Genomic DNA, 23,042 nt, shown 5'->3' with positions numbered 1-23,042 from the left:
CCGTTAGAGCCCGTTTACTCTATTCCTTCCTATTCACACTGGGCCGGGTTTGGCAATCCTTACCGGGGCCACTATTTTTATTGCCAGTAATTATCGAACAAACGAATCAGGAGATGCCAGAGTCTGTGTAGAATCATCGTTTGTCTTCCTACGTATGAAAAAAAACTCCTTTGTTAGTGCCGCTTTGCTGATCGCTGTATTATTGGTTGGTCTATGGAATTGTAAGGATGCCCCCCTCCCCGATCCGGTAATTGGCGGGGGAGGGGGAGGTCCTGGCGACGGCAACGGTACCACTCCGCCCGTCACTACGTTGCCTCCAGCGACTACGGTTTCCTCCGCCACGGTTGGCCCGTTCACCTACACCGTTCCCGACCAGCCCGCTAACTGGCTCAGCTACAACGGCACCCAGATTCTGGGACTAACCATTGGGTCCACCACCGTTCAGGAATCGGCTACGCTTCGGCTCGAAGTCCGCAAAGAGTATGGGGGCGCTATTCAGATTTACGACAAAACTACGGGGCAATATCTGATCAATTTTCGTGATAAAGGACGCGAATCCGGACTGGCTTCTTACGCTGGTCCACGCTCGTTTGCCGACGACTCACCCCGCTGGAAAGGAATCGGCTACAACCCATTACAGCCCGGCGACGACGGCGGGAATCCGTCCCCTATCTTATTTCATGGACTGATTAACGGATACGTTTATACGAAAGTACAGTGCTTTTCGTGGGCTCATCAGGACGCACGACTGCTCCCATTCTTCTACGAGCAATGGGTTCGGCTCGACGACAACAAAGTACACGTTAAAGTCCGGCTGACGCATCAGCGGCCCGACAAAACATTCTACGACTTTATGGAGCAGGAATGGCCATTTATGATGATCAACGGAGCCCGATCTGTGCGTTTCTACAACGGCTCTGCGCCGTTCACATTCGGCCCTACCGTAACGAGCGACGGTATCGAACAGATTCAGAATGGTAACCCGGTTGCTCAGCAGTTTACCCCTTTCCACATCACCGAACCGTGGCAGGCCGTTGAGATTGGTACTAATCGATATATTGGTCTCTGTGCACCGTATTATTATCGGGTCAACCATCTGCTGGGAGCCAGCACGGCCAAGGAAAACTGGGAAGGTGGCGATACGCATACCTACGTGGGCGGCCGGCTTTTTAGTCCGCTCGACAGCGATAATATCATTGAGAAAGAATACACCATTCTGGTCGGCACTGAAAATCAGATTCGGGAATTTGCGTACACCCAACCCCGCTCAACCCGACCAGACTTCCGGTTCGACGTAGCGCACGGACGTAACAACTGGTATATTTTTGATGGTGGACATGACCAGAAAGAGCCTTTCAAGACCGACAACTGGAAAATTACGTACGACGGCAAAATGGACAATGGCCCCCTTAATGCCCGTGGCACCAAACTACTCTCCCCCGCCGGGAGCTGGAAAGCGTCTGACATAGACACGCTGTATATTCAGATGAGTTACAGCGGCCCTGAGAATCAACTTAACCTGGTCTGGTTATTGAATGGGCAGCAGGGCGATGCCATCGACCCGTCCTTCCCTACGCAGAATGCGGTACGTTTTCCACGGGGAGAACGCCCCTACAACGGACAATACGTTCCTATTCCAGTCGTGAACGACGGTAAAATACGGACGTATCGAGTATCCATGAAAAGCCATCCGCAATGGATCGATATCATTCAACAGTTCGAAATCACGCACGTAGTCGGATCAGCAGTCATTCCACCGGGCGAGAAAATTGAAATGGTTTATTTTGGTGCAACGAATCCCGGTAATTAACCATCTTTCACAATAGGCCGCTGATTTTTATGACTCTTATGGCGTATAGCGATTTTAATACACGTACGAACAGGTAGTAACAATCCATTTTAGCTACAGTAAACCTTAAAAATCATACCAATCAGCGTTCAAGCCGATTCAGCAACCTTATTGTCAAATCCATCGTATCGTACTTTTTTCAGATCTAATAAACCATTCTCATGAACAAACGAATTGGGCTGCTTGCCGGAGCTATTCTTTTGGCAGGTGTTGCACTGGCTCAGAATAAGCCCAAGCCAGAAGATGTACAGACATTCACGCTCAAAAATGGCATGAAATTCATGGTGCTCGAAGACCATTCGATCCCTAATGCCAACTTCTACACCTTCTGGAAAGTGGGAGCCCGCAATGAAGTGCATGGCATCACAGGATTATCGCACTTCTTTGAACACATGATGTTCAACGGTGCCAAAAAATACGGTCCCAAACAGTTCGACCGTGTCATGGAAGCCAACGGTGGCTCTAACAATGCTTACACGACCGAAAATACTACGGTTTACACCGACTGGTTTCAAAGTGGAGCGCTGGAAACTATTTTCGATCTTGAATCGGACCGTATCCGCGATCTGGCCATCGACCCCAAAATGGTGGAAAGCGAGCGGGGCGTCGTACTGTCAGAACGTAGCACCGGCCTGGAAAACAGCAACTACCGTGTTTTGAGCGAACTGGTAAAGTCGGTAGCGTTTGTCGAGCACCCGTATATGTTTCCGGTAATTGGCTTTGAGTCTGACATTAAAAAATGGACCCAGGCCGATCTGGAAAAATACTTCAAGACGTATTACTCGCCCAATAATGCCGTAGCGGTGGTCGTTGGCGACGTAACGGCAGCTCAGGTCAAAAAACTGGCCGAACAATATATTGAACCCATACCGGCGCAGAAATTACCCGATAGTCTCCGCACGGTGGAACCACCGCAAAACGGCGAACGGCGCGCTACAACCTACAAAGACATTGCCACACCCAATATTCTGATGGCCTATCATACCCCCGAAGCGCGCCATCCAGATTACTACGCCCTCGACCTGTTGAGCGGCATATTGAGTGGCGGCAATTCGTCGCGACTGGTGAAATCGCTTGTTCTTGACTCAACTATTGCATCGCGCGTATTCACCAACTTCGGCGAATCCTTCGACCCAAATCTGTTTTATGTTTATGCCATTGCCGCCAGTAACGTAACGGCCGAACAACTGGAACGGTCGGTGTTGAACCAGATCGATAAAGTGGTCAACGAGGGAATTACCGACGTTGAATTACAAAAGCTGAAGAATCAGAAGCTGATGGAATTTTACCATACCATGGAAACCATCAACGGCAAAGCCAATTCGCTCGGTACGTATGAGTTGTTTTTCGGCGATTACAAGAAACTCTACGAAGCGCCGACTCTCTACGAAAAAGTGACGAAAGAAGATGTGCAGCGCGTCGCCAAAACCTACCTGACCGCCCGCAATCGTACCGTCGGCTATCTGCTTCCGGAGCCCAAACCGAACCCCGTAAAAACGAATTAATTACCCACCGGAGGTCGTCTTGACACATCTCCCACTCACTAACGTACTTCTTAAAAAGACTTTATCAATGAGATCTATAACTGCGGTGCTACTGGCATTGCTTATCAACGGAACGTTGCTGGCGCAGACGTTTAAAGTCCCCCCCTATCAGAAATTCAAGCTCAAAAATGGCCTTACCATCTATTTGATGGAACAACATGAGGTTCCCCTGATTAACGTATCGGCGGTTTTTGACGCTGGCGCCATTCAGGATGGTAACCGCTACGGCCTGGCCAACATGACTGCCGATGCACTCCTGTTTGGCAGTTCGAAGTATACGAAGGCGCAGCTCGAAGAAAAAGCCGAATACGTAGGTGCTTCCATCGATACGTATGCCGGTAAAGAGGTGGCCAAACTCACAGCCTCATTTGCCGTAAAAGACCAGGATTTGCTTTTCGACATTCTCCAGGATGTGATCACAAAACCAACCTTCGACCAGGCCGAGTTCGATAAATACAAACAACGCCAATTACTGCAACTGACCCAGCAAAAGGAAAGTCCGCGTGGGGTTGTTAACTCGTATTTCAATCGATTTGTGTTCGAAAACCACCCCTATGCGAATCCTGTTTCGGGTACACCATCAGCGGTTTCGGCCATTACGGCAAACGATGCCCGACAATTCTATCAGAAAAATTATACCACCGATCGGGCAGCCATTGCGATCGTGGGCGATTTCAATACAGCAGCGATGAAAAAGCGCATTACCGACCTGTTTGGCAACTGGAAAACAGCCGCTGCTACGTCGCCGAAATTAACCGAACCTACGGTTAATTTCAGTCAAAACCGGGTTCTGCTGGTCAACAAAGACGATGCTCGTGAAACTACGTTCCTTATTGGTGGTAAGGGAATTACGCAGAACAATCCGGATTACATCCCCGTGGTAGTCGTGAATACCATTCTGGGCGGCCGCTTTACGTCCTGGCTCAACGACGCGCTACGTGTCAACTCGGGCCTAACCTACGGAGCAGGCAGCCGTTTTGGTACGTACCGCAATAGTGGCACTTTCGCCATTTCGACCTTTACCAAAGTCAGCACCACAACCGAGGCTATCGACATGGCCCTGCATGTACTCGACAGTCTGCACCGTACGGGTATCGACGAAAAAACGCTCCTATCGGCCAAGAATTACGTTAAGGCCGATTTCCCACCGAACTATGAGTCTGCTGGTTCGCTGGCCAACCTGCTGACGGATATGTTTAGTCTGGGTTTCGACGAGTCGTTCATCAATAATTTTCAGAAAAACGTAGATGGCCTGACCGTGGCCAAAACCCGACAAATTATAGATCAGTATTTCCCTAAAAATAACCTTCAGTTTGTATTGATTGGCAAAGCCGAAACGATTCGGGAGAAAGTTAAAAAGTATGGTGCAATCACTGAAAAAGAAATAAAAGCCGACGGGTTTTAACTAAACCCTCCTTTTTACAAGCCAAATCCCCGATTGACGGATAAATCGCGTCAATCGGGGATTTTTTGTTACGTCACTCCTGGCACGTTACTACGCCAATCTACCAGTATAATAAACCAGCCTTACCAATACTACGCTTCCAGTAGGTTGGTCCAGAAGATCAAAGCCTCCCTTATCGACTAAAAGCCGATACTGACTCAGCTCTATGTCTGAGCACGGGCGGAAAGCATTGTTTGGGCTCTACCCACTTCACCAGCCGGGTTTTATAGCCCGGACTGCTTTCTGACTTAATCCGATGTGTGATGGATTTGCGGAGAGTAGCCCGGCATTCGCTCACATCAATTCGACCCGATACCATTCCATTAATTTCATGAAACTGCTCAACGTAGTGATGCATAGTAGTCGTGTTTTAGCGATAAATTCTGTTTGGATAGTGGACGATATTTTGTTAGGTCTAACAAATATTTCGTATTAAAATTACGCATAACTAACAATTTTTGCAAGTGTTTTTTGTTAGATTTGCGTAAAACTTATTCAGTAACACTACTTTTTCACCTTCTTAATTTGTTACAAGTGTGAAAAGCGACCCTGAAATTCGACGTAGGCTGAGGCAGGAATTTAAACGGATCGGTGTCTCCATCGAAGAGGTGTCGATAGCCTCTGGCATCGCCAAAGGAACCCTGGATAACATCATGATTGGCCGGGTATCTTCCATGAAAGATGTCCATCTATCAGCACTCTGCAGGGCCTATCCCGATTTGCCCCTGCTCTATATTCTGACGGGTCATCTAAAAGAAAATATCGATTTGAGAAATGACGTAAAAGCCGCTTTTGAAGCGAGTGCCCGCGCCTTAAATCGACTACGAGGAGAATAGCTTAATTGATCATTAACAAATAAGCCAGACCCTAGTGAGCCTGGCTTACCTATCTAACCTAAACATTGTAATCATCTATACTACGCCAATAGCCTACAAAAAGACTATTCACGAATAAGCCAGGACGTATAAACACCCTGGCTTATTGAGCTTGAAAATTGCCTATTGTATTTAATCAACCGGCAGCCCACGCGTATTGTTATCATATTTAACTTACCAGTAACAAATCATCATTTTAGAGTACCGACGGCTCGGCTAGTAGCTCATACGCAAGCTAGCAAGCGAATACAATTACCATTCAGCCATTATTTGACACTTGAAACAGCTTACTGACAAGGTCAATTTTATAGAGAAAAGCTACGCTACCAACCGCTAAAAGAACGCCAACGAGAATTAGAATAACACTGAACGTCAGGGTTTTTCGCCAGGTGTATTCGGTTGGACTTTCCGGTAGAAAGCGTAACGGCATTTCCTGACCTACCGTAAAATTTTCAAAAAATAGTGGATGCGCTTCCACTTCGTAATGCTGTCCATTTACCTGATAGGAGAAAACCGGATAATACGTATCGGACGAATCGTAGCCGCCATATTCCGTTCTTATTCTGACTATTTTACCCATAACCGTCTGCCCCCGGCGGTTCAACTCCTTATAGAACAGGAGTTGCTTGTAGGACTGTATCGCCATTACCACACCCAGAATGCCTATCGCAGCCACTAAAACGAAAACAACAAGTGGCCAAATCATCTCCGCATTAATTTCCATCGTTTTGCCTGTAAGTACCCGACAAAATTGGTCAATGAAGAAACCCGCCAAAACGGAGGGATTCCTGTATTTACGCTACAGGAATCCCTATATTATTCATCTTTTCAAGACAATCAATTCGTAATCAGGTATAAAGTTGATCATGAGTTTTTTTCGTTTTCTGCCTTATTCAGCCATCACATAGCTGTTCCAAACCCGATGAAACGAAGAAAATTTCTTACTCAACTATCGCAGGGCACCGCATCGGCCATAGCGTTGAGTTCGCCACTGGCTGCGCAGACAACCGACTGGGCTACCCACTACGCGGATTCAAACGAGCTTGCTACGCATAAGATCGCCGATGTCAGTTATACGAAAGTACAATTGAAATGGCCCCGCTTTGTCGGCAAAAATGGTCGGCGCGATATTCATGGATATGGCCCAAACGTAGGCGTTTGTGTACTGACCACCGATCAGGGCGCGGTTGGCTGGGGTATGCACGGCAAACGGGAAGACGAGTTAACGGCTTACCTGAAAGGCAAGCGCGTATCGGAGGTGTTTATACCGTCGGAGGGCGTTACGGATGCCAAAGCACTGGGTTTCGACGTACCGCTTCACGATCTGGCCGGGGTGATTCTCAAAAAGCCGGTCTATGAACTGCTCGGCCGGAAAAAACCAATTCTGACCAAGTGCTATAGCGGCATGATTTATTTCGATGAGCTGGAACCTAAAGAAGGCTCTGTTAAAACGCTTGCCAATGGATTAGACAAGCTCCTCGACAATTGCAAACACGATTATGATCTTGGCTATCGGCAGTTGAAACTTAAAATTGGCCGGGGAAATATCTGGATGCCCAAAGACGAAGGCCTGAAACGCGACATTGAAGTGACCAAACTGGTGGCCAAAACTTTTCCGGATTGCGAAATACTGGTTGATGCCAACGACGGGTTTACTATCGATACAGCCATCAACTATCTGGAAGGGGTTCGCGATATTCCGCTATTCTGGATTGAGGAGCCATTTGCCGAAACCGTAGCCGATTACCAGAAGCTACGCGCCTGGACCAACGTGAACATGCCGAAAATGCTTCTGGCCGATGGCGAAGCCAATCCCGATCAGAAATTGCTACGTGAACTGGAAGAGAAAAAACTCCTCGACGTACATCTTACCGATATGATTGGTTATGGCTTTACGCCCTGGCGGAAACTCATGCCCGAACTCAAAAAGATGGGCATTCTGGCATCACCACACGCGTTCGGCGAATTACTGAAATCATATTATTGCTCCCACCTGACCGGAGCCCTTGGCAACACCGCTACCATCGAAGGTGTACCTGCTACGTGTGAGGAAGTGGATTTCGGCGCGTATAAAATCGAAGGCGGTAAATTCATTCCATCGCCAGCACCCGGTTTTGGTATGAAGCTGCTCAAAAAAGTGTAGTGGTTGCTACGCAGTGTTTTTGGAGAACGTAGAAACCACCCCCAACCCCCTCCTAAAACAGGAGGGGGCTAAAAAAAAGCTCTTGAGTCTAAAGCCCCCTCCTAAAACAGGAGGGGGTTGGGGGTGGTCAGGTCAAATCCGACAAGATTATCCTATTAAAGTCTTGTCAATGTCCACAGCTACGTAACGGGCTTTCAACTTGTTCAGAAAATCTCCCACAAAAAACGCCCGCTACGTAGCAGATTAGCACAATTCGTAGAAATTCTTAAAAATAATTGCATTCACACCAAGGGTTACCCCAGCCAAAAATACTCTTATAGATGAACCCCTCTGACTGACCCTTGCATGAATAGCCAGTCTTTTAGTGAACGTACCAATCCGTCCGAGCAACCGCGCTGGACATCGTCTGATGCGTCTGATTCGGACGCTCCGTCGCCGGCTTTCGTCGACTCAGAACTATTTATCCGACAGACGTTTGAGAACGATCCACGGAAAGGCTACGAGCTGTTATTCAAGCGGTATTATCAGCCTCTGTGCAACCACGCCGTTCGGTTTGTGTACTCCCGCGATCTGGCCGAGGATTTAGTGATTGACCTCTTCAGTCAGTTCTGGCAAAAGCAATTGCATACGGTTGTTACTACGTCGTATCGGGCTTACTTGTTTACGTCGGTCAGGCATGCTGCTTTTGCCCACTTACGGAAAGAATTTGGCCGTGAGGTGCCAGTAGCTGATTTATCGGAAATCGTTACCGAATCGACGCCCACAACACCCCAGCAGGAACTGCAATTCAACGAGCTTTATCTCAACATCGAAAAAATTGTTCGGGCCTTACCTCCGCAAAGCCAGAAAGTATTCATGATGAGTTGGTTCGAGGGGAAACGTAACGCGGCCATTGCCGATGAATTGCAGATGTCGGTCAAAACCGTAGAAGGGCACATCACCAAAGTATTTGCCATTTTACGAAAATCACTTCAGGATTACGGCCTGATAACGCTGCTGATCGGGTTTGGCGGCTGGTCGCTTGAACAGGGAATAAAACAGTTGGGCGGCATTCCGCTGGGCGGCACCCCGCTGAGCGCCCTTTTACTCAACGTCTAACCCTGCTCAACCTATGAAAACGACACTATCCCGGCAAATCATCTGGAATTTTTTTGAAGGTAAAACCACTCCCATGCAGAATACACTGATTCAGGAGTGGCTTGCCGACCCCAACAGCCAGGAGCTATATTTCCAATGGCTCGAAGAGTGGGAGCGCGACAATCCGCAGTTTACGCCCAATGTAGAAGCGGCCTACGCTCGTTCGCTACAACTTGTTCAGGAAATCGAGCCTCAGACCGACGATATAACTCTGACTGAAGAGCCTGTCGTTCGCTCGTTTGTCAGCCGATTTCGATTTGTTCAGTGGGTAGCCGCAGCCTGCGTCATGTTGGTGGCGGGGGCTTATCTGCTACGTAACGAATGGTATTACAAACGCTACGAAACGGGTTACGGCGAGGTTAGAACGATACGTCTGCCCGACAATAGCCGCGTGAGCCTGAATGCGCATTCGGTGCTGACAGTCCCTCGTTTCGGATTCGGCAGCGGTCAGCGGGAAGTGCAACTAACGGGCGAAGCCGAATTTGCCATCCAGCACATGCCCGATCATCGGCGGTTTATCGTTCGCACACCCGACCAGCTCGAAGTGCAGGTGCTTGGTACTGAGTTTATTGTCTACAGCCGGGAGCGCGGCTCAAAAGTGGTGCTGAGTCAGGGGAAGGTACAACTGCGCCAGTTGAGAGACCTTACCGCCAAACCCGTTATTATGTTGCCGGGCGATATTGCTACGTTGAGTCAGGAAGGTCATTTTTCGCTACGTCATCAGCAACAACTACCTACTCATCAGGCCTGGAAACACCGCCGGTTTATGTTCGAAAATACATCGGTGGCCGAGATTGCTTATCAAATCAGCGAACATTTTGGCGTGAACGTAGTGGTGTCTGATCCGGCCTTGTCCCGACGGACGCTGGGTGGTACGTTTCAGGCCAATTCAGCGATGAGCGTGCTTCAGGTACTTGCCGATATTCTAAACGTACAGATTACCCAAACCAAACAGCCCGATCCGACCGTAGATCGGGATTCGGTGCCAACCTATGTGCTAACCTCCTTACCTAAGTCAATCCCTTAACTTCCTTTTCCTTATGACCCAACTCATACGAATTCTCGTAACCGTAGCGGGAATAACGGGGTATCTATTTAATATTCCACCCCTGAAAGCCCAGTTACTAGCGCAAAATCGCATCAAAAACGCAGACAAGGCCGGTTCGTATTCGGCCCCAGGCACGCTTACGCTACGTGACGCGCTGATGCAGGTAAAAAAACAGTACAACATTGATATTCTTTTCGAAGAGAAACTGTTGGAAGGCATCTCGGTATCGTCGGGGCAGGTTCAGTCGGGCAAATCGCTGGAACGAAATCTGTCGAACCTGCTCCAACCGGTTGGTCTGCGTTTCAAGAAAGTGAACAAGGCTACGTATGTGATCCTGACGGTTCGCGAAGAATCGAAGCTGACGGATAAAGAACTCGTGGAAACGCTGAGCTCAAACGTATCACCCCAACAGTCAACCATTAATCTGTTACAATCGCTACCGGCTCAAACGGCCAGTACAATCCAGACAGCCGACCGTGCTATAAGCGGGGTGGTTACGGGCGAATCGGGCGAAGTGTTACCTGGTGTGAGCGTGGTCATTAAAAGTACAACGCGGGGCACCACCACCGATGCCGATGGGCGTTACCGGCTCAACGTACCGGATCAGAATACTACGTTGGTATTCTCGTTTGTCGGTTATCAGAATAAAGAAGTGGAGGTAGGCAACCGATCGACAATCGATATGCAGTTGCTGCCTGATCAGAAAACACTGAATGAAGTAGTCGTTGTGGGTTACGGTACGCAGAAACGGGAGCAGATTACGAGTGCCATTGCCAGCGTAAAAGCCGAAGATTTCGTGAAAGGCCCCGTTCAGGATGCGGCCCAACTGATACGTGGCAAAGTGGCGGGTCTGAGCGTGATTACGCCCGACGGCAACCCCACCTCAACGGCTCAGATTTCGCTACGTGGTAACGCGACCATCAACGCCAGCTCGGCTCCACTGATTCTGATCGATGGTGTACCGGGCACACTGAACACCGTAGCGCCCGAAGATATTGAATCCATCGACGTACTGAAAGATGGGTCGGCGGCAGCTATCTACGGAACGCGCGGCACCAACGGGGTTATTCTGATTACAACTCGGAAAGTGAAAGGCGAAACACCGCCAACCATCGAAATCAATTCCTACGTAACAACCCAGCGGCAAACCCGGCAACTCAGTTTTATGAATGCCGACCAGTATCGGCAACTGGTGGCGCAGAAAAAACCGGGCGCTATCGACTACGGCAATAACACCAACTGGCTCGATCAGGTGACGCAAAAGCCACTGTCGCAGGTGCATAATATCAGTCTGCGGGGTGGTTCCCGAAGCACCAACTACATCATGAGTCTGGAATATCGGGGTCTCAACGGGATTATGAAAAAGTCGGATAACATGACCTTGTTTCCGCGTCTTGAGGTCAACCACAGCATGTTCAACGGCATCCTGAAAATTAACGCCAACCTGAGTGGTTACCAGCAAAAATACTTTTCTATTGATGGTGGTACGTATTCAGGACTGGTTTATCGGAATGCGCTAACCTTTAACCCCACGGAAGCGATCAAAGACGCCAACGGCAACTGGACCGAACGTACTGACAAAACCGATTACATGAACCCGCTGGCGGCTATTGAAGAATCGCAGGGCGAAAACCGGAACAACAACTTCCGGACCTACGGCACCATTTCGCTGGCACCGATTGACGGACTGGAAATCAAAGCCTTGTTTGCCCGCGATCTGTTCAACAGCACCCGTGGTTATTACGAAACCAAACGACACTACTCAACGGCACGGAGCGGACGTAACGGTTTTGCCTCGCGTGGCACCACTCGCACGCAGGACGATTTATTTGAGCTGACCGCCAATTACAACAAGACCCTGAAAGACCACAATTTCACCCTGCTGGCTGGTCATACCTGGCGCCGATACAACGCCGAAGAGTACTGGATGCAGAACTGGGATTTTCCGACCGACAATTTCTCGTACAATAACATCGGTGCCGGTCTGGCTCTCAAACGAGGTCAGGCCCCCGAAAGCTCGTTTCAGGAAGAAAATAAGCTAATCAGTTATTTCTTTCGGGTCAATTACAGCTTCATGAACAAGTATTTGCTGATGGCCAGTATTCGTCATGAAGGGTCGTCGCGGTTCGGGGCAAACCATAAGTGGGGAAGTTTTCCGGCTTTTTCGGTGGGCTGGAATTTGCAGCGCGAATCGTTTCTGCAAAACATCAGAGCTATATCGAACCTTAAACTGCGGGCCGGTTATGGCGTAACGGGCACCGAGCCGGGCAGCTCATACTTATCGCCGAACAAAATCAATTTCAATACGTATGCGCTGATAAACGGGCAATGGATTCAGGCCATCAACCCATCGAACAACGCCAACCCCGATCTGCGCTGGGAGCGGAAAGAAGAAATCAATCTGGGCATCGACTATGGTTTCCTGAACGACCGGATTTCGGGTTCGATTGACCTCTACCAACGTACCACGCGTGATCTGATCGCCAATTTTCCGGTGCCTACGCCCCCTTATCTCTACAACACCATCACGGCCAATGCGGCTTCGATGCAGAACAAAGGTGTAGAAGTTCAGGTGAACGTGATACCCATCCAGAAACAGTCGTTTCAGTGGTCAACATCGGTCAACTTCTCGACCAACGCCAACAAAATTCTTTCGTTATCGAACGACAAATTCGCACTCGCCAGCGGCTATTTCGACACGGGCAACACGGGCGAACCCATTCAGCAAACTACGCACCGCGTGCAGGTTGGGCAACCCATTGGTAATTTCTGGGGCTTTAAAACGGTCGATATCGACGAAGCGGGTCGCTGGATTATCGAAGGCAAAGACGGCAAACCCAAACCCATCGCGCAGCAGCAGGCCGACGACAAACAGGTTATTGGCAATGGTTTACCAAAACGGTATCTGAACTGGAACAACACCATTACGTATAAGAATTTCGATTTGAACGTAACGATGCGGGGTGCGTTTGGTTTCCAGATTCTGAACATGACCGAAATGTTCTGGAGCGCGCCCGTTATGCTGACGCGCGGCAACCTGCGTACCAACGCCTACGATCCAATCTACGGCAAACGCCCACTGGCCGACGATCAGTCGCTGAACTACGTGAGCTATTACCTCGAAAATGGTAACTACTGGAAGATCGACAACGTAACGCTGGGCTATAACCTGAACCTGAAAAGCAAGTACGTAAAACGCGGACGGGTTTATCTGTCGACGGCTAATTTATATACCATCACTGGCTATAAAGGTATCGATCCAGAAGTGGGTATAGGTGGTCTATTCCCGGGTATCGACGATAAGAATCGCTATCCGGCTACCACGAGTTATACCGCAGGAGCCATGTTCACGTTCTGACAAACTGCCCAAAACCCCTAAATCCCCTGAAGGGGACTTCCTCTCGGAGCGGGCACAGTCCCCCTTCAGGGGATTTAGGGGTCCTCAGGTTAAACAAACCTAATTTCCAGGCAGTTTTTAGCCGTTTTCTGATTTGAGTCATTTATTTCCTAACATCCGAACTTATGAAATTCCTTAAACCATATCTCTTTACGGTTACGCTGGTGGGGCTTACCTTGAGTGCCTGCAACAACGATCTCGACGAGAAAATCTATTCTGAAGTAACGGAGGAGTCGTATGCGTACACCGACGCATACAAAGCCATTAGCATCGTTTACGCCAACATGCGGGGGCTGATGTCGCACACCAATTACTACATGGCGCAGGAGTCGACTGCCGATGGCATTGTGATGCCCGCCAATGCGTCGGGCTGGGACGATGGCGGTATTTACAAGCGGATGCACCTGCACACCTGGAACTCCGAAAATCCACAGATGAACAGCATGTGGAATAGCTTTTTTGCTGGCGTCATTAATTCAAACCGTATCATTGACCAGCTCAACAGCGGTAAAATTGCCATTCCAACGGGCGTTACTAAAGAGGCTCTTGTGTCGGAAGTGCGGTCGGCCCGTGCGTTCTTTTACTGGCTGCTGTGCGACAACTTCGGCGACGTACCACTCATTGCCGACCGCTCCGATGAGTTGAAAGGCAAAACGGCTCGCAAAGACATTCATGAGTTCATTGTGAAAGAACTGACCGAATCCATCCCGAATCTAAGCGAAGAACGTAGTACGCTGACCTACGGCCGATTCAACAAATGGGCGGCTAAAACGCTGCTGGCCAACGTGTATCTAAACGCCGAAGTGTATACAGGGACGGCCAAATGGCAGGAATGCCTGACCCAATGCCAGGAAATTGTTGCCTCCGGGAAATATCAGCTCGAAACCTCACTCAGAGCGCCGTTTGTCACCAACAATCAGAACTCGCCTGAAATCGTTTTTGCCATTCCGTTCGATGAAAATCTGGCGGGTGGTTTCAACGTCGAGATGTTCTCGTGGCATGCCTCGCTGAAAAATAAGTTCAATATGCTCGATACGCCCTGGGGCGCTGGTTCGGCCAAAGGTGTTCCGCAGTTTATCAATACGTATGATCCCGCCGATGGCCGATTGGCCGCTACGTGGATGATGGGCCCGCAGTTTGCCGCCGATGGCGTAACGCCCCTGAAAGGCTCTTACGATCAGGCCGGTAAAGACATTGTGCTGACCAAGGAAATTCCCGACGGCCTGTATACGGGCGAAGCTGAAGGGTACCGCATGAATAAATTTGAGGTAAAAAATGGCGCGTTGGCCAGCCTCAGCACCGACTTCCCCTTCTTCCGGTATTCGCAGGTTCTGATGATGCAGGCCGAGTGTCTGCTACGTACCGGCAAAGGTGCCGATGCGGCTACAATTGTGAGCCAGATTCGTAGTCGTGCGTTCACGTCGGCTCCGGCTAAAGCAACCGTTACGGGCGCCGATCTGGAGAAAAACAGCAGCTACCAATACGGCTACGTAGAAAATTACAAAGTGGTTGATCCAGGCGATCAGACAGCCATTAAATACGGACGTATGCTCGATGAACTGGGTTGGGAGTTTGCCTGGGAAGGTTTCCGGCGTCGGGATATGATTCGCTACGGTATTTATACCACCAAAAGCTGGCTATCGCACAAACCAAGTGGTACGCATCGGGCCGTTTTCCCACTTCCGCAAATTGCGATTAACTCCAACCCAAAACTGGAACAGAATCCGGCTTATAAATAGCTTTCTTTACGTCAATAGAACGCAGATTTTTAGGATCGTTATGATTCGTTAAGATCTTGCAAATCATAAAAATCTGCGTTCTATCAACAACTCCCGTATGATACGTCTGATTACCAGTGCATTTCTCCTACTTATCAGCTTCACTACGTTCGCACAATCGGTGTCGAAAGAAGCGATGCAACGAGTCTTTGACAAGATAAAAACACCTTACAAATACGGTATCGTATTGCCCCAACCCGACAAAGGCCGGATGGTCGATAGCCCGACCATTTTTCGGAAGGGTACTAACTGGTACATGACCTACATTATTTTCGATGGCAAAGGCTACGAAACATGGCTCGCCAAAAGCGCTAATCTCCTGCAATGGACTATGTTAGGCAAACTCATGTCGTTTACCAACAATACGTGGGATGCGACGCAGAAAGCCGGTTACGTAGCATTGGTCAACACGGACTGGGGCGGTACGTACGACGTCGAGAAATACCAGAATAAGTACTGGATGTCGTATCTGGGTGGTTCTGAAAAAGGCTACGAAGCGGGTCGTCTGGGCATCGGTATCGCTACGTCCAGCGACTTGACCAAGCCCGACGAAGTCCAGCGATTGCCTGACCCTGTGCTGTCGGCAGTCGACAAAGACGCGCGCTGGTACGATGACAAAACCATTTATAAAAGTCTGGTTATCCGGGATAAAGCGAAGAAAACGGGCTATCCGTTCGTGATGTATTACAACGCCAAGGGCACAAAGCCCGATGCGAAAGGCAACGGTTTCGAAAACATTGCCATGGCCGTTTCCAACGACATGACGCACTGGAAACGCTACGGTCAGGAGCCGCTGATTACCCGCAAAACCGGCATCTGTGGCGATGCACAGATTACGAAGATTGGTGATCTCTACGTCATGTTTTACTTCGGCGCATTCTGGAAACCCGGCGCATTCGAGCGGTTTGCGTGCTCGTATGATCTGGTGAACTGGACCGATTGGGACGGAGCCGATTTAATTGCCCCAACGGAACCGTACGACAAAACCTACGCGCACAAACCCTGGGTCGTAAAATGGAAAGGCGTAGTATATCATTTCTACAATGCCGTCGGCGATAAAGGCCGCGTCATTGCCGTTGCTACGTCCAAAGATCTGGGCAAGAGTCCATTAGGCAACTGACATTTATTTTTTTAGTAGCCTGGACGTCCACGTCCGGGTGAGCAAAGAAGCGTTTTTCTACACCCGGACGTGGACGTCCAGGCTACTAAAAACAAAAGACTCATCAATGAAAAAGCAAGTACTTCTCTGGAGCCTGTTGCTGGGTTTTCTGTGTGGAAATCGGTTCGTCAATGCGCAGAATGTTGTGTTGAAAACCGATACGTTCAAACCCTACATAACAGCGTTTAATAAAGATGACGACGAGCTATACAAGCAACTGATTCCGAACGACAAAGCCTGGGATTTTCTCTCGCAGAACATTCCACTGTTCGAATGCCCGGACAAGCAACTGGAGCAAACGTACTATTTCCGGTGGTGGACGTATCGGAAACACCTCAAACAAACACCAGCGGGCTACATCATCACGGAGTTTTTACCCGACGTAAACTGGGCGGGTAAGTACAATTCCATCAATTGTCCGGCTGGTCATCATTTCTACGAAGGGCGTTGGCTTCGCGACACTACGTATCTGAAACAGTACGCCCGATTCTGGTTTCGGGGTGGAGCCAGTCCGCGCTCCTATAGTTCCTGGGCGGCCGATGCCATCAATTCGTTTGCCAAAGTTCATCCCGACACTACGTTCCTGACCAATCTGCTTCCTGATTTACTCAACGATTTTAAGGAATGGGAAAAAATGCGGCTCGACTCAACCGGGTTATTCTGGCAAACCGATAACCGCGACGGCATGGAAATTTCTATCGCAGGCCTGATTGGCCAGAAAAATCAGGGATACCGAGCCACTATCAACAGCTATATGTATGGCAATGCGAAGGCGCTGGCAACCATTGCGCAAATGGCCGGAAACCAGTCCGTTGCGAGTGAATACACCAAACGGGCAGCCGTGATACGTAGTCAGATTCTGACGAAACTCTGGGACGACAAAGCCAAATTTTTTAAGGTCATTCCGCGCGGAACCGGTACGTTGACCCGCGCTGATGTACGCGAACTGCACGGTTTTACGCCCTGGTATTTTTCGATTCCCGACGAAAAACACGCCATTGCCTGGGTACAGCTTACCGACGAACAAGGTTTCTGGGCACCGTATGGACCAACCACCGCCGAGCAACGGCATCCCGGTTTTCGGCTGGCTTACGAAGGGCACGAATGCCAGTGGAATGGCCCGAGCTGGCCTTTTTCAACCGCCATTACGTTGACCTCGCTGGCTAATCTGCTCAACGACTACAAGCAGAACGTAATGACCAAACGTGATTTCTGGAATTTGCTCACAACCTACAGCCGTTCGCAGCAACGCTTTTTGCCCGATGGCGAGCGCGTTCCCTGGATCGACGAAAACCTGAATCCGTATACCGGCGACTGGATTTCACGCACGCGCCTGTCGACTATGGAAAACGGAAGCTGGTCTACCAAAAAAGGCGGTCAGGAACGCGGCAAAGATTATAACCACTCGTCGTTTTGCGATCACGTGATCTCGGGCCTGGTCGGCATTCGTCCGCAACATGGCAATCAACTGGTTATCAATCCACTTTTGCCCGATACTACATGGGATTATTTCTGTCTGGACAACGTAGCGTATCACGGCAAAACCATTACAGTTCTATACGATAAAACCGGGCAGAAATATGGCAAAGGCACTGGCTTTCGGGTCTTTGTGAATGGAGTAGAAAAGGCTTTTACGCCCACTTTACAACGAGTTGCTATAAACATTTAAACGAAATCCTGCGAAAGATATTCACCACCCCCTGCCCCCTCCTAAAACAGGAGGGGTTCGTGAGCAGGGTCGTTTCTGTACGTTCCCCTCCTGTTTTAGGAGGGGGCAGGGGGTGGTAAACAACAGTACAACAGTAATCCAGGCCAGTTGGCCGTTACCATTTCGATTTAATCAATTAGCAATTAACCTAGTTAGTACGTCTGCATGAACATTAGACTTACGCTTCATCTGCTTTTAACCAGTTTGTCGTTAACGGCGATTGGGCAGGGAAACACCAGTAAAACGCAGCCAGTTGCCTACACCGGCAGCCGGGCTCCTTTGCGTCAGAATCCATATAGTGAACTGCCATTGGGTGCTATCAAACCGCAGGGCTGGCTGAAAGAAATGCTGGTACGTCAGAAAAACGGCGCTACGGGTAAGCTCGATGAGTTGTATCCGCTGGTGATGAATCAACGGAATGGCTGGCTCGGTGGCGATGGCGATCAATGGGAACGCGGCCCGTACTGGATTGACGGACTGTTGCCGCTAGCCTATATTCTTGACGATCAGGCATTAATCGCAAAAACCAAACCTTGGGTGGAATGGGCCTTGAACAGTCAGCAGCCCGACGGTTATTTTGGTCCGTCGAAAGATTACGGCCCTGAACCCGGTATTCAGCGCGACAACAGCCGCGACTGGTGGCCTAAAATGGTGATGCTGAAGATTTTGAAACAATACTATTCAGCTACGGGCGATAAGCGCGTCATTACGTTGATGACCAATTATTTCAAGTATCAGTTGAAGGAATTGCCGAAAAAACCGCTCGATCACTGGACGTTCTGGGCGCGCTATCGGGGTGGCGATAATCTAGCCGTTATTTACTGGCTCTACAACATCACGGGCGACAAATTCCTGCTTGACCTCGGCGATCTCGTTCATAAACAAACATTTGATTACACCGACGGTTTTCTGAACACCGATTTTCTATCAAGAGCCGGTAGCATTCACTGCGTGAATCTGGCGCAGGGCATCAAGGAACCAATTATTTATTACCAGCATCACCCGGACAAAAAATACCTCGACGCTACGAAAAAAGGCTTTGCCGACATTCGGAAATACAACGGCATGGCGCATGGTCTTTACGGTGGCGACGAAGCGTTGCACGGCAATAACCCAACGCAGGGTTCGGAACTCTGCTCGGCGGTAGAAATGATGTTTTCGCTGGAAAGCATTCTCGAAATCACTGGCGACGTAGCGTATGCCGACCAGCTTGAAAAAGTGGCGTTTAACGCGTTGCCGACACAAGCGTCTGACGATTACATGACCCGTCAGTATTTTCAGCAGGCCAATCAGGTGATGGCAACGCGGCATACGCGCAACTTCGATGTCAATCACGGCGGCACTGACCTTTGTTTTGGGCTTTTGTCGGGTTATCCGTGCTGTACGTCGAACATGCATCAGGGCTGGCCTAAATTCGTACAGAATCTCTTCTATGCTACGTCTGACAAAGGCATTGCCGCGCTGGCTTATTCGCCCAGTGAAGCGAAAATTGACCTAAGTAACGGCCTAAACGTAGCGGTAAAAGAAGAAACGGGGTATCCGTTCGAGGAAACAATTCGGTTCACCGTCAATCCGTCGAAAAACGCCACGTTCCCCTTCCATCTGCGCATTCCGGCCTGGTGTAAGAAAGCCACTATAAAAATCAACGGAAAAGTCGTGCAGGAGCCAGCAGGGAATCAGGTGGTAAAAGTCAATCGGGAATGGAAGTCGGGCGACGTAGTAGAACTGGAACTACCAATGCACATTTTCAAAAATACGTGGTACGAGAACTCGATGTCGGTTGAGCGTGGGCCTATTACGTATGCACTGAAAGTTGGCGACGAAGTAACGACCGTAAAAAATGACAAAGACCCTATTGAATACGGCGCTACGTACAACGAACTTCGCCCAACAACGCCCTGGAATTACGCGCTGGTTCAGGTGCCGGAGAACAAACTGGAAGACCAGTATACGGTCGAAAAGGTGAAGCCGGTTTCTGATTATCCGTGGAATCCGGAAAGTGCGCCGTTGCAGATCAAAACCAAAGGTCGCCGGATTCCGTCGTGGGGCATTTATAACGAAATGACGGGGCCGATTCCGTATAGTCTGACGTATCAACTAGAGACAGCTAAAGAACTGGAAGACATTACGTTAATTCCGTACGGATGTACCAATCTACGCATTTCGCAATTTCCGGTGGTAAGAAAATAATAGGCAAAATAGAACGCAGATCAGTATGATCGTTTAAGATTCTTTAAATCATATTCAATCATAATAATCTGCGTTCCAAAGCGATAACTAAAATGAAGAAGATAAATAAAGTTGCCTTTAGTGTAGCCGCACTCACTTTCGCTACGTTATCAGCCAAAGCGCAGTTGATGGTTCGCCGGTTTGAGCCGGTTGGTTTCTCACAGGTTACAATTACCGATAATTTCTGGAAACCGAAACTCGACAAAGTGGCGACTGCTACGTTGCAGGCCTGCATTACGCAGACCGAGCAGAAAACCGGACGTATTCGCAATTTCGAAAAAGTAGCCCGCAAACAGGGCGAAAAGCACGAGGGTATTTACTACGACGACAGCGACGTGTATAAAGCCATTGAAGCGATGGCCTATTCGCTCAAAAACCTCCCTGATGCCGCCGTTCAACAGAAAGCCGACGAATGGATCGACAAGATTGCAGCCGCTCAACAGCCTGACGGCTACCTCAATACCTATTACACGCTGACCGGCCTCGACAAACGCTGGACCGATATGGAACGGCACGAAGACTACTGTGCGGGGCACCTCATCGAAGCCGCTGTTGCGTATTACAACACCACCGGAAAACGGAAACTGCTGGACGTAGCGATTCGCTTCGCCGACCATATTGACAATATGTTCCGGGTTAAAAATCGGCCGTGGGTGAGCGGTCACCAGGAAATTGAGCTGGCTTTGATGCGTTTGTATCACCTCACCAAAGAAGAACGCTACCTGAAACTGGCCGACTGGTTTCTGGATCAGCGCGGACGCGGCTACGGCAAAGGTAAAATCTGGGACGAGTGGAAAAACCCGAAATACTGTCAGGACGACGTACCGGTGAAGCAGCAGAAAGAAATTACGGGTCACGCCGTTCGGGCCATGTACCAGTACACGGGTGCCGCCGACGTAGCGTCGGTAACGAATGACCCCGGCTACATGAACGCCATGACCACCGTTTGGGAGGACGTAGTACATCGGAACATGTACCTGACGGGTGGCATTGGTTCATCGGGCCATAACGAAGGCTTTACGGATGATTTCGATCTACCCAACAGCTCGGCTTACTGCGAAACCTGTGCCTCGGTTGGTATGGTATTCTGGAATCAGCGCATGAACCTGCTCACGGGCGAAAGCAAATACATCGACGTGCTTGAACGTAGCTTATACAACGGCGCGCTGGATGGCCTAAGCTTGAGCGGAGATCGTTTTTTCTACGGAAATCCATTGTCGTCGGCGGGTAATTACGGACGTAGCGAATGGTTCGGCACGGCCTGCTGCCCTTCCAACATTGCCCGACTCGTGGCCTCGCTGGGCGATTATGTGTATGGTCGGTCGGAGAATGGAATCTGGGTAAATCTGTTTGTAGCCAGCAACACGACGTTCAAGTTTGGCAAAACCGACGTACCGCTTCAACTTGATACCAATTATCCGTGGGATGGTACCGTGAAAATTTCCGTCAATCCGGCAAAGAAAGTGGCGTATGCGCTGCACGTCAGAATTCCAGGCTGGGCCAATAATGTACCGGTTCCGGGGAAACTGTATGAATTCACGAACGCCAGCAATGCGAAAGTCGAAGTTTTGGTGAATGGCAAACCTGCTACGTATCAGGTAGAAAAAGGATACGCCGTAATTGACCGGACATGGCAAAAAGGCGACGTAGTGGAGGTAAAATTACCGATGGATGTACGGCAGGTAGCGGCCCGTAGTGAAGTGAAAGCCGACCAGGACCGCATTGCGTTGCAGCGTGGCCCACTGGTTTACTGCGTAGAAGGCGTTGACAATGCGGATAAAGTCTGGAATTTACTCGTTCCGGCCCAGCCAACATTCGAAACCAAACAGCACCAGGTGCTCGACGAACCCGTTGTGGCAATTCAGGCTAATCTGTCGGTTGTCGAAGCGGCTCCTGATGGGCTCAGTATTCAGACGAAACCACAGACCATTACGGCCATTCCCTATTATACGTGGGCCAATCGCGGTAAAAGCACTATGCAGGTCTGGTTACCGAGCCGGATAAAAGCAATAAAGATTTCGGAGTAGGACAGACAACATACGATTCCTATCAATAGGTTACGACACAAAAAAGGCCACTTACCAAGGGTAAGGGCCTTTTTAATTAAATACTTACTCAAATAAAATAATAGTTGAGGCTTTAGACGATTCCTACACAGCTAGACTTACCAAAAATTGGTCATCGTGTAAGTGGGCGAATACACGAGCCCTTACCTGAGGTTTTTCTAATTTTTGCCAACGTCTTCCGTTTTTATCAATCATCTTTTTGGCCCGGTCTATATCAGTAAATGTACCTAATACAAAGCCAGTTCTTGAAATGACCTGAAAGGCTACATCTTTGCCAACGATATGGTAATTAATATCAGTACCTTTGGTAACAAGTACATCTATCATACGAATTGTGAATCCCCTGTAGTCCATACATGCAGTCTTTTTGTCGACTCAGTTTAGATCCGAAAGGTAGTACTAGCAGTTAAAGAACAAATTAAATTTCTAGTAAAAAGTACTTAACGAGGGATTAAATGATCATTAATAAAAATCCATCGACTCCTATAAGCGGATTTTATGTGCCTGTCAATCTATTGATTAGGTCTACGACTGATTTTCCCAAGACACAGTTTCGGCACTGAATGGTCTGTCTATTCGTGCTCAATGAGTTGACTCTATCCAGTTTACATACTCATTACAATACATTAGGCTCATTTATTATCCTAACGATAGTATTAGCTCCC

At 49.1% G+C, this 23,042-nt stretch carries 16 protein-coding genes; 13 read left to right on the top strand and 3 right to left on the bottom strand.

Annotated features, from left to right (window positions below):
* The first annotated feature begins 154 nt into the window (after positions 1 to 154).
* The 3 genes from GK108_RS08060 (at position 155) to GK108_RS08050 (ending at position 4,798) form a co-directional block, all read left to right on the top strand.
* Entirely contained in the window at positions 155 to 1,810 is a 1,656-nt protein-coding gene (locus GK108_RS08060) for a hypothetical protein (RefSeq protein WP_163945578.1), read from the top strand.
* Positions 1,811 to 2,010: 200 nt separating this feature from the next.
* The gene (locus GK108_RS08055; protein ID WP_163945576.1) at positions 2,011 to 3,354 is read left to right on the top strand and encodes a M16 family metallopeptidase; all 1,344 of its coding nucleotides are present in this window, start codon (positions 2,011 to 2,013) and stop codon (positions 3,352 to 3,354) included.
* A 67-nt stretch (positions 3,355 to 3,421) separates the two neighbouring features.
* The gene (locus GK108_RS08050) at positions 3,422 to 4,798 is read left to right on the top strand and encodes a M16 family metallopeptidase (RefSeq protein ID WP_163945573.1); all 1,377 of its coding nucleotides are present in this window, start codon (positions 3,422 to 3,424) and stop codon (positions 4,796 to 4,798) included.
* Between the two features lie 172 nt (positions 4,799 to 4,970).
* Here the strand turns inward: GK108_RS08050 and GK108_RS08045 are convergent, their stop codons facing one another.
* Positions 4,971 to 5,195, bottom strand: coding sequence for a hypothetical protein (locus GK108_RS08045; RefSeq protein ID WP_163945570.1), 225 nt, complete (start codon positions 5,193 to 5,195; stop codon positions 4,971 to 4,973).
* Positions 5,196 to 5,373: 178 nt separating this feature from the next.
* Between GK108_RS08045 and GK108_RS08040 the strand changes: the two genes are divergently transcribed.
* Positions 5,374 to 5,673, top strand: coding sequence for a helix-turn-helix domain-containing protein (locus GK108_RS08040; protein WP_163945567.1), 300 nt, complete (start codon positions 5,374 to 5,376; stop codon positions 5,671 to 5,673).
* 298 nt (positions 5,674 to 5,971) lie between these two features.
* Here the strand turns inward: GK108_RS08040 and GK108_RS08035 are convergent, their stop codons facing one another.
* Positions 5,972 to 6,436, bottom strand: a complete 465-nt coding sequence (locus tag GK108_RS08035) for a DUF3592 domain-containing protein (protein WP_163945564.1) — start codon at positions 6,434 to 6,436, stop codon at positions 5,972 to 5,974.
* A 198-nt stretch (positions 6,437 to 6,634) separates the two neighbouring features.
* Between GK108_RS08035 and GK108_RS08030 the strand changes: the two genes are divergently transcribed.
* The 9 genes from GK108_RS08030 (at position 6,635) to GK108_RS07990 (ending at position 22,338) form a co-directional block, all read left to right on the top strand.
* A complete protein-coding gene (locus GK108_RS08030) occupies positions 6,635 to 7,855 on the top strand; it encodes an enolase C-terminal domain-like protein (protein WP_163945559.1) in 1,221 nt (406 codons plus the stop codon).
* A gap of 345 nt (positions 7,856 to 8,200) precedes the next feature.
* Positions 8,201 to 8,953 (top strand): RNA polymerase sigma-70 factor, encoded by a 753-nt coding sequence (locus GK108_RS08025; protein WP_163945556.1) that lies wholly within the window; start codon positions 8,201 to 8,203, stop codon positions 8,951 to 8,953.
* Positions 8,954 to 8,966: 13 nt separating this feature from the next.
* On the top strand, positions 8,967 to 10,019 hold the full coding sequence (locus tag GK108_RS08020) for a FecR family protein (protein ID WP_163945553.1): 1,053 nt from the start codon (positions 8,967 to 8,969) through the stop codon (positions 10,017 to 10,019).
* Between the two features lie 13 nt (positions 10,020 to 10,032).
* Positions 10,033 to 13,398 (top strand): SusC/RagA family TonB-linked outer membrane protein, encoded by a 3,366-nt coding sequence (locus GK108_RS08015; protein ID WP_163945550.1) that lies wholly within the window; start codon positions 10,033 to 10,035, stop codon positions 13,396 to 13,398.
* A 164-nt stretch (positions 13,399 to 13,562) separates the two neighbouring features.
* Entirely contained in the window at positions 13,563 to 15,176 is a 1,614-nt protein-coding gene (locus tag GK108_RS08010) for a RagB/SusD family nutrient uptake outer membrane protein (protein WP_163945545.1), read from the top strand.
* 97 nt (positions 15,177 to 15,273) lie between these two features.
* Positions 15,274 to 16,335, top strand: coding sequence for a glycoside hydrolase family protein (locus GK108_RS08005; protein ID WP_163945542.1), 1,062 nt, complete (start codon positions 15,274 to 15,276; stop codon positions 16,333 to 16,335).
* A 106-nt stretch (positions 16,336 to 16,441) separates the two neighbouring features.
* Positions 16,442 to 18,043: an MGH1-like glycoside hydrolase domain-containing protein gene (locus GK108_RS08000; protein WP_163945537.1), complete on the top strand. Its 1,602-nt coding sequence runs from the start codon at positions 16,442 to 16,444 to the stop codon at positions 18,041 to 18,043.
* Between the two features lie 204 nt (positions 18,044 to 18,247).
* Positions 18,248 to 20,272, top strand: a complete 2,025-nt coding sequence (locus GK108_RS07995; protein WP_163945534.1) for a beta-L-arabinofuranosidase domain-containing protein — start codon at positions 18,248 to 18,250, stop codon at positions 20,270 to 20,272.
* A gap of 92 nt (positions 20,273 to 20,364) precedes the next feature.
* Positions 20,365 to 22,338: a glycoside hydrolase family 127 protein gene (locus GK108_RS07990; RefSeq protein ID WP_163945531.1), complete on the top strand. Its 1,974-nt coding sequence runs from the start codon at positions 20,365 to 20,367 to the stop codon at positions 22,336 to 22,338.
* 123 nt (positions 22,339 to 22,461) lie between these two features.
* Here GK108_RS07990 and GK108_RS07985 read toward each other — a convergent pair whose 3' ends face one another.
* Entirely contained in the window at positions 22,462 to 22,704 is a 243-nt protein-coding gene (locus GK108_RS07985; protein ID WP_163945527.1) for a hypothetical protein, read from the bottom strand.
* Positions 22,705 to 23,042: the final 338 nt, after the last annotated feature.

It is taken from the genome of Spirosoma terrae, assembly GCF_010435915.1.
Taxonomy (GTDB): Bacteria; Bacteroidota; Bacteroidia; order Cytophagales; family Spirosomataceae; genus Spirosoma; species Spirosoma terrae.
The sequence above is the reverse complement of the archived record's forward strand: the minus strand, read 5'-3'. Positions and strand labels throughout refer to the sequence as shown.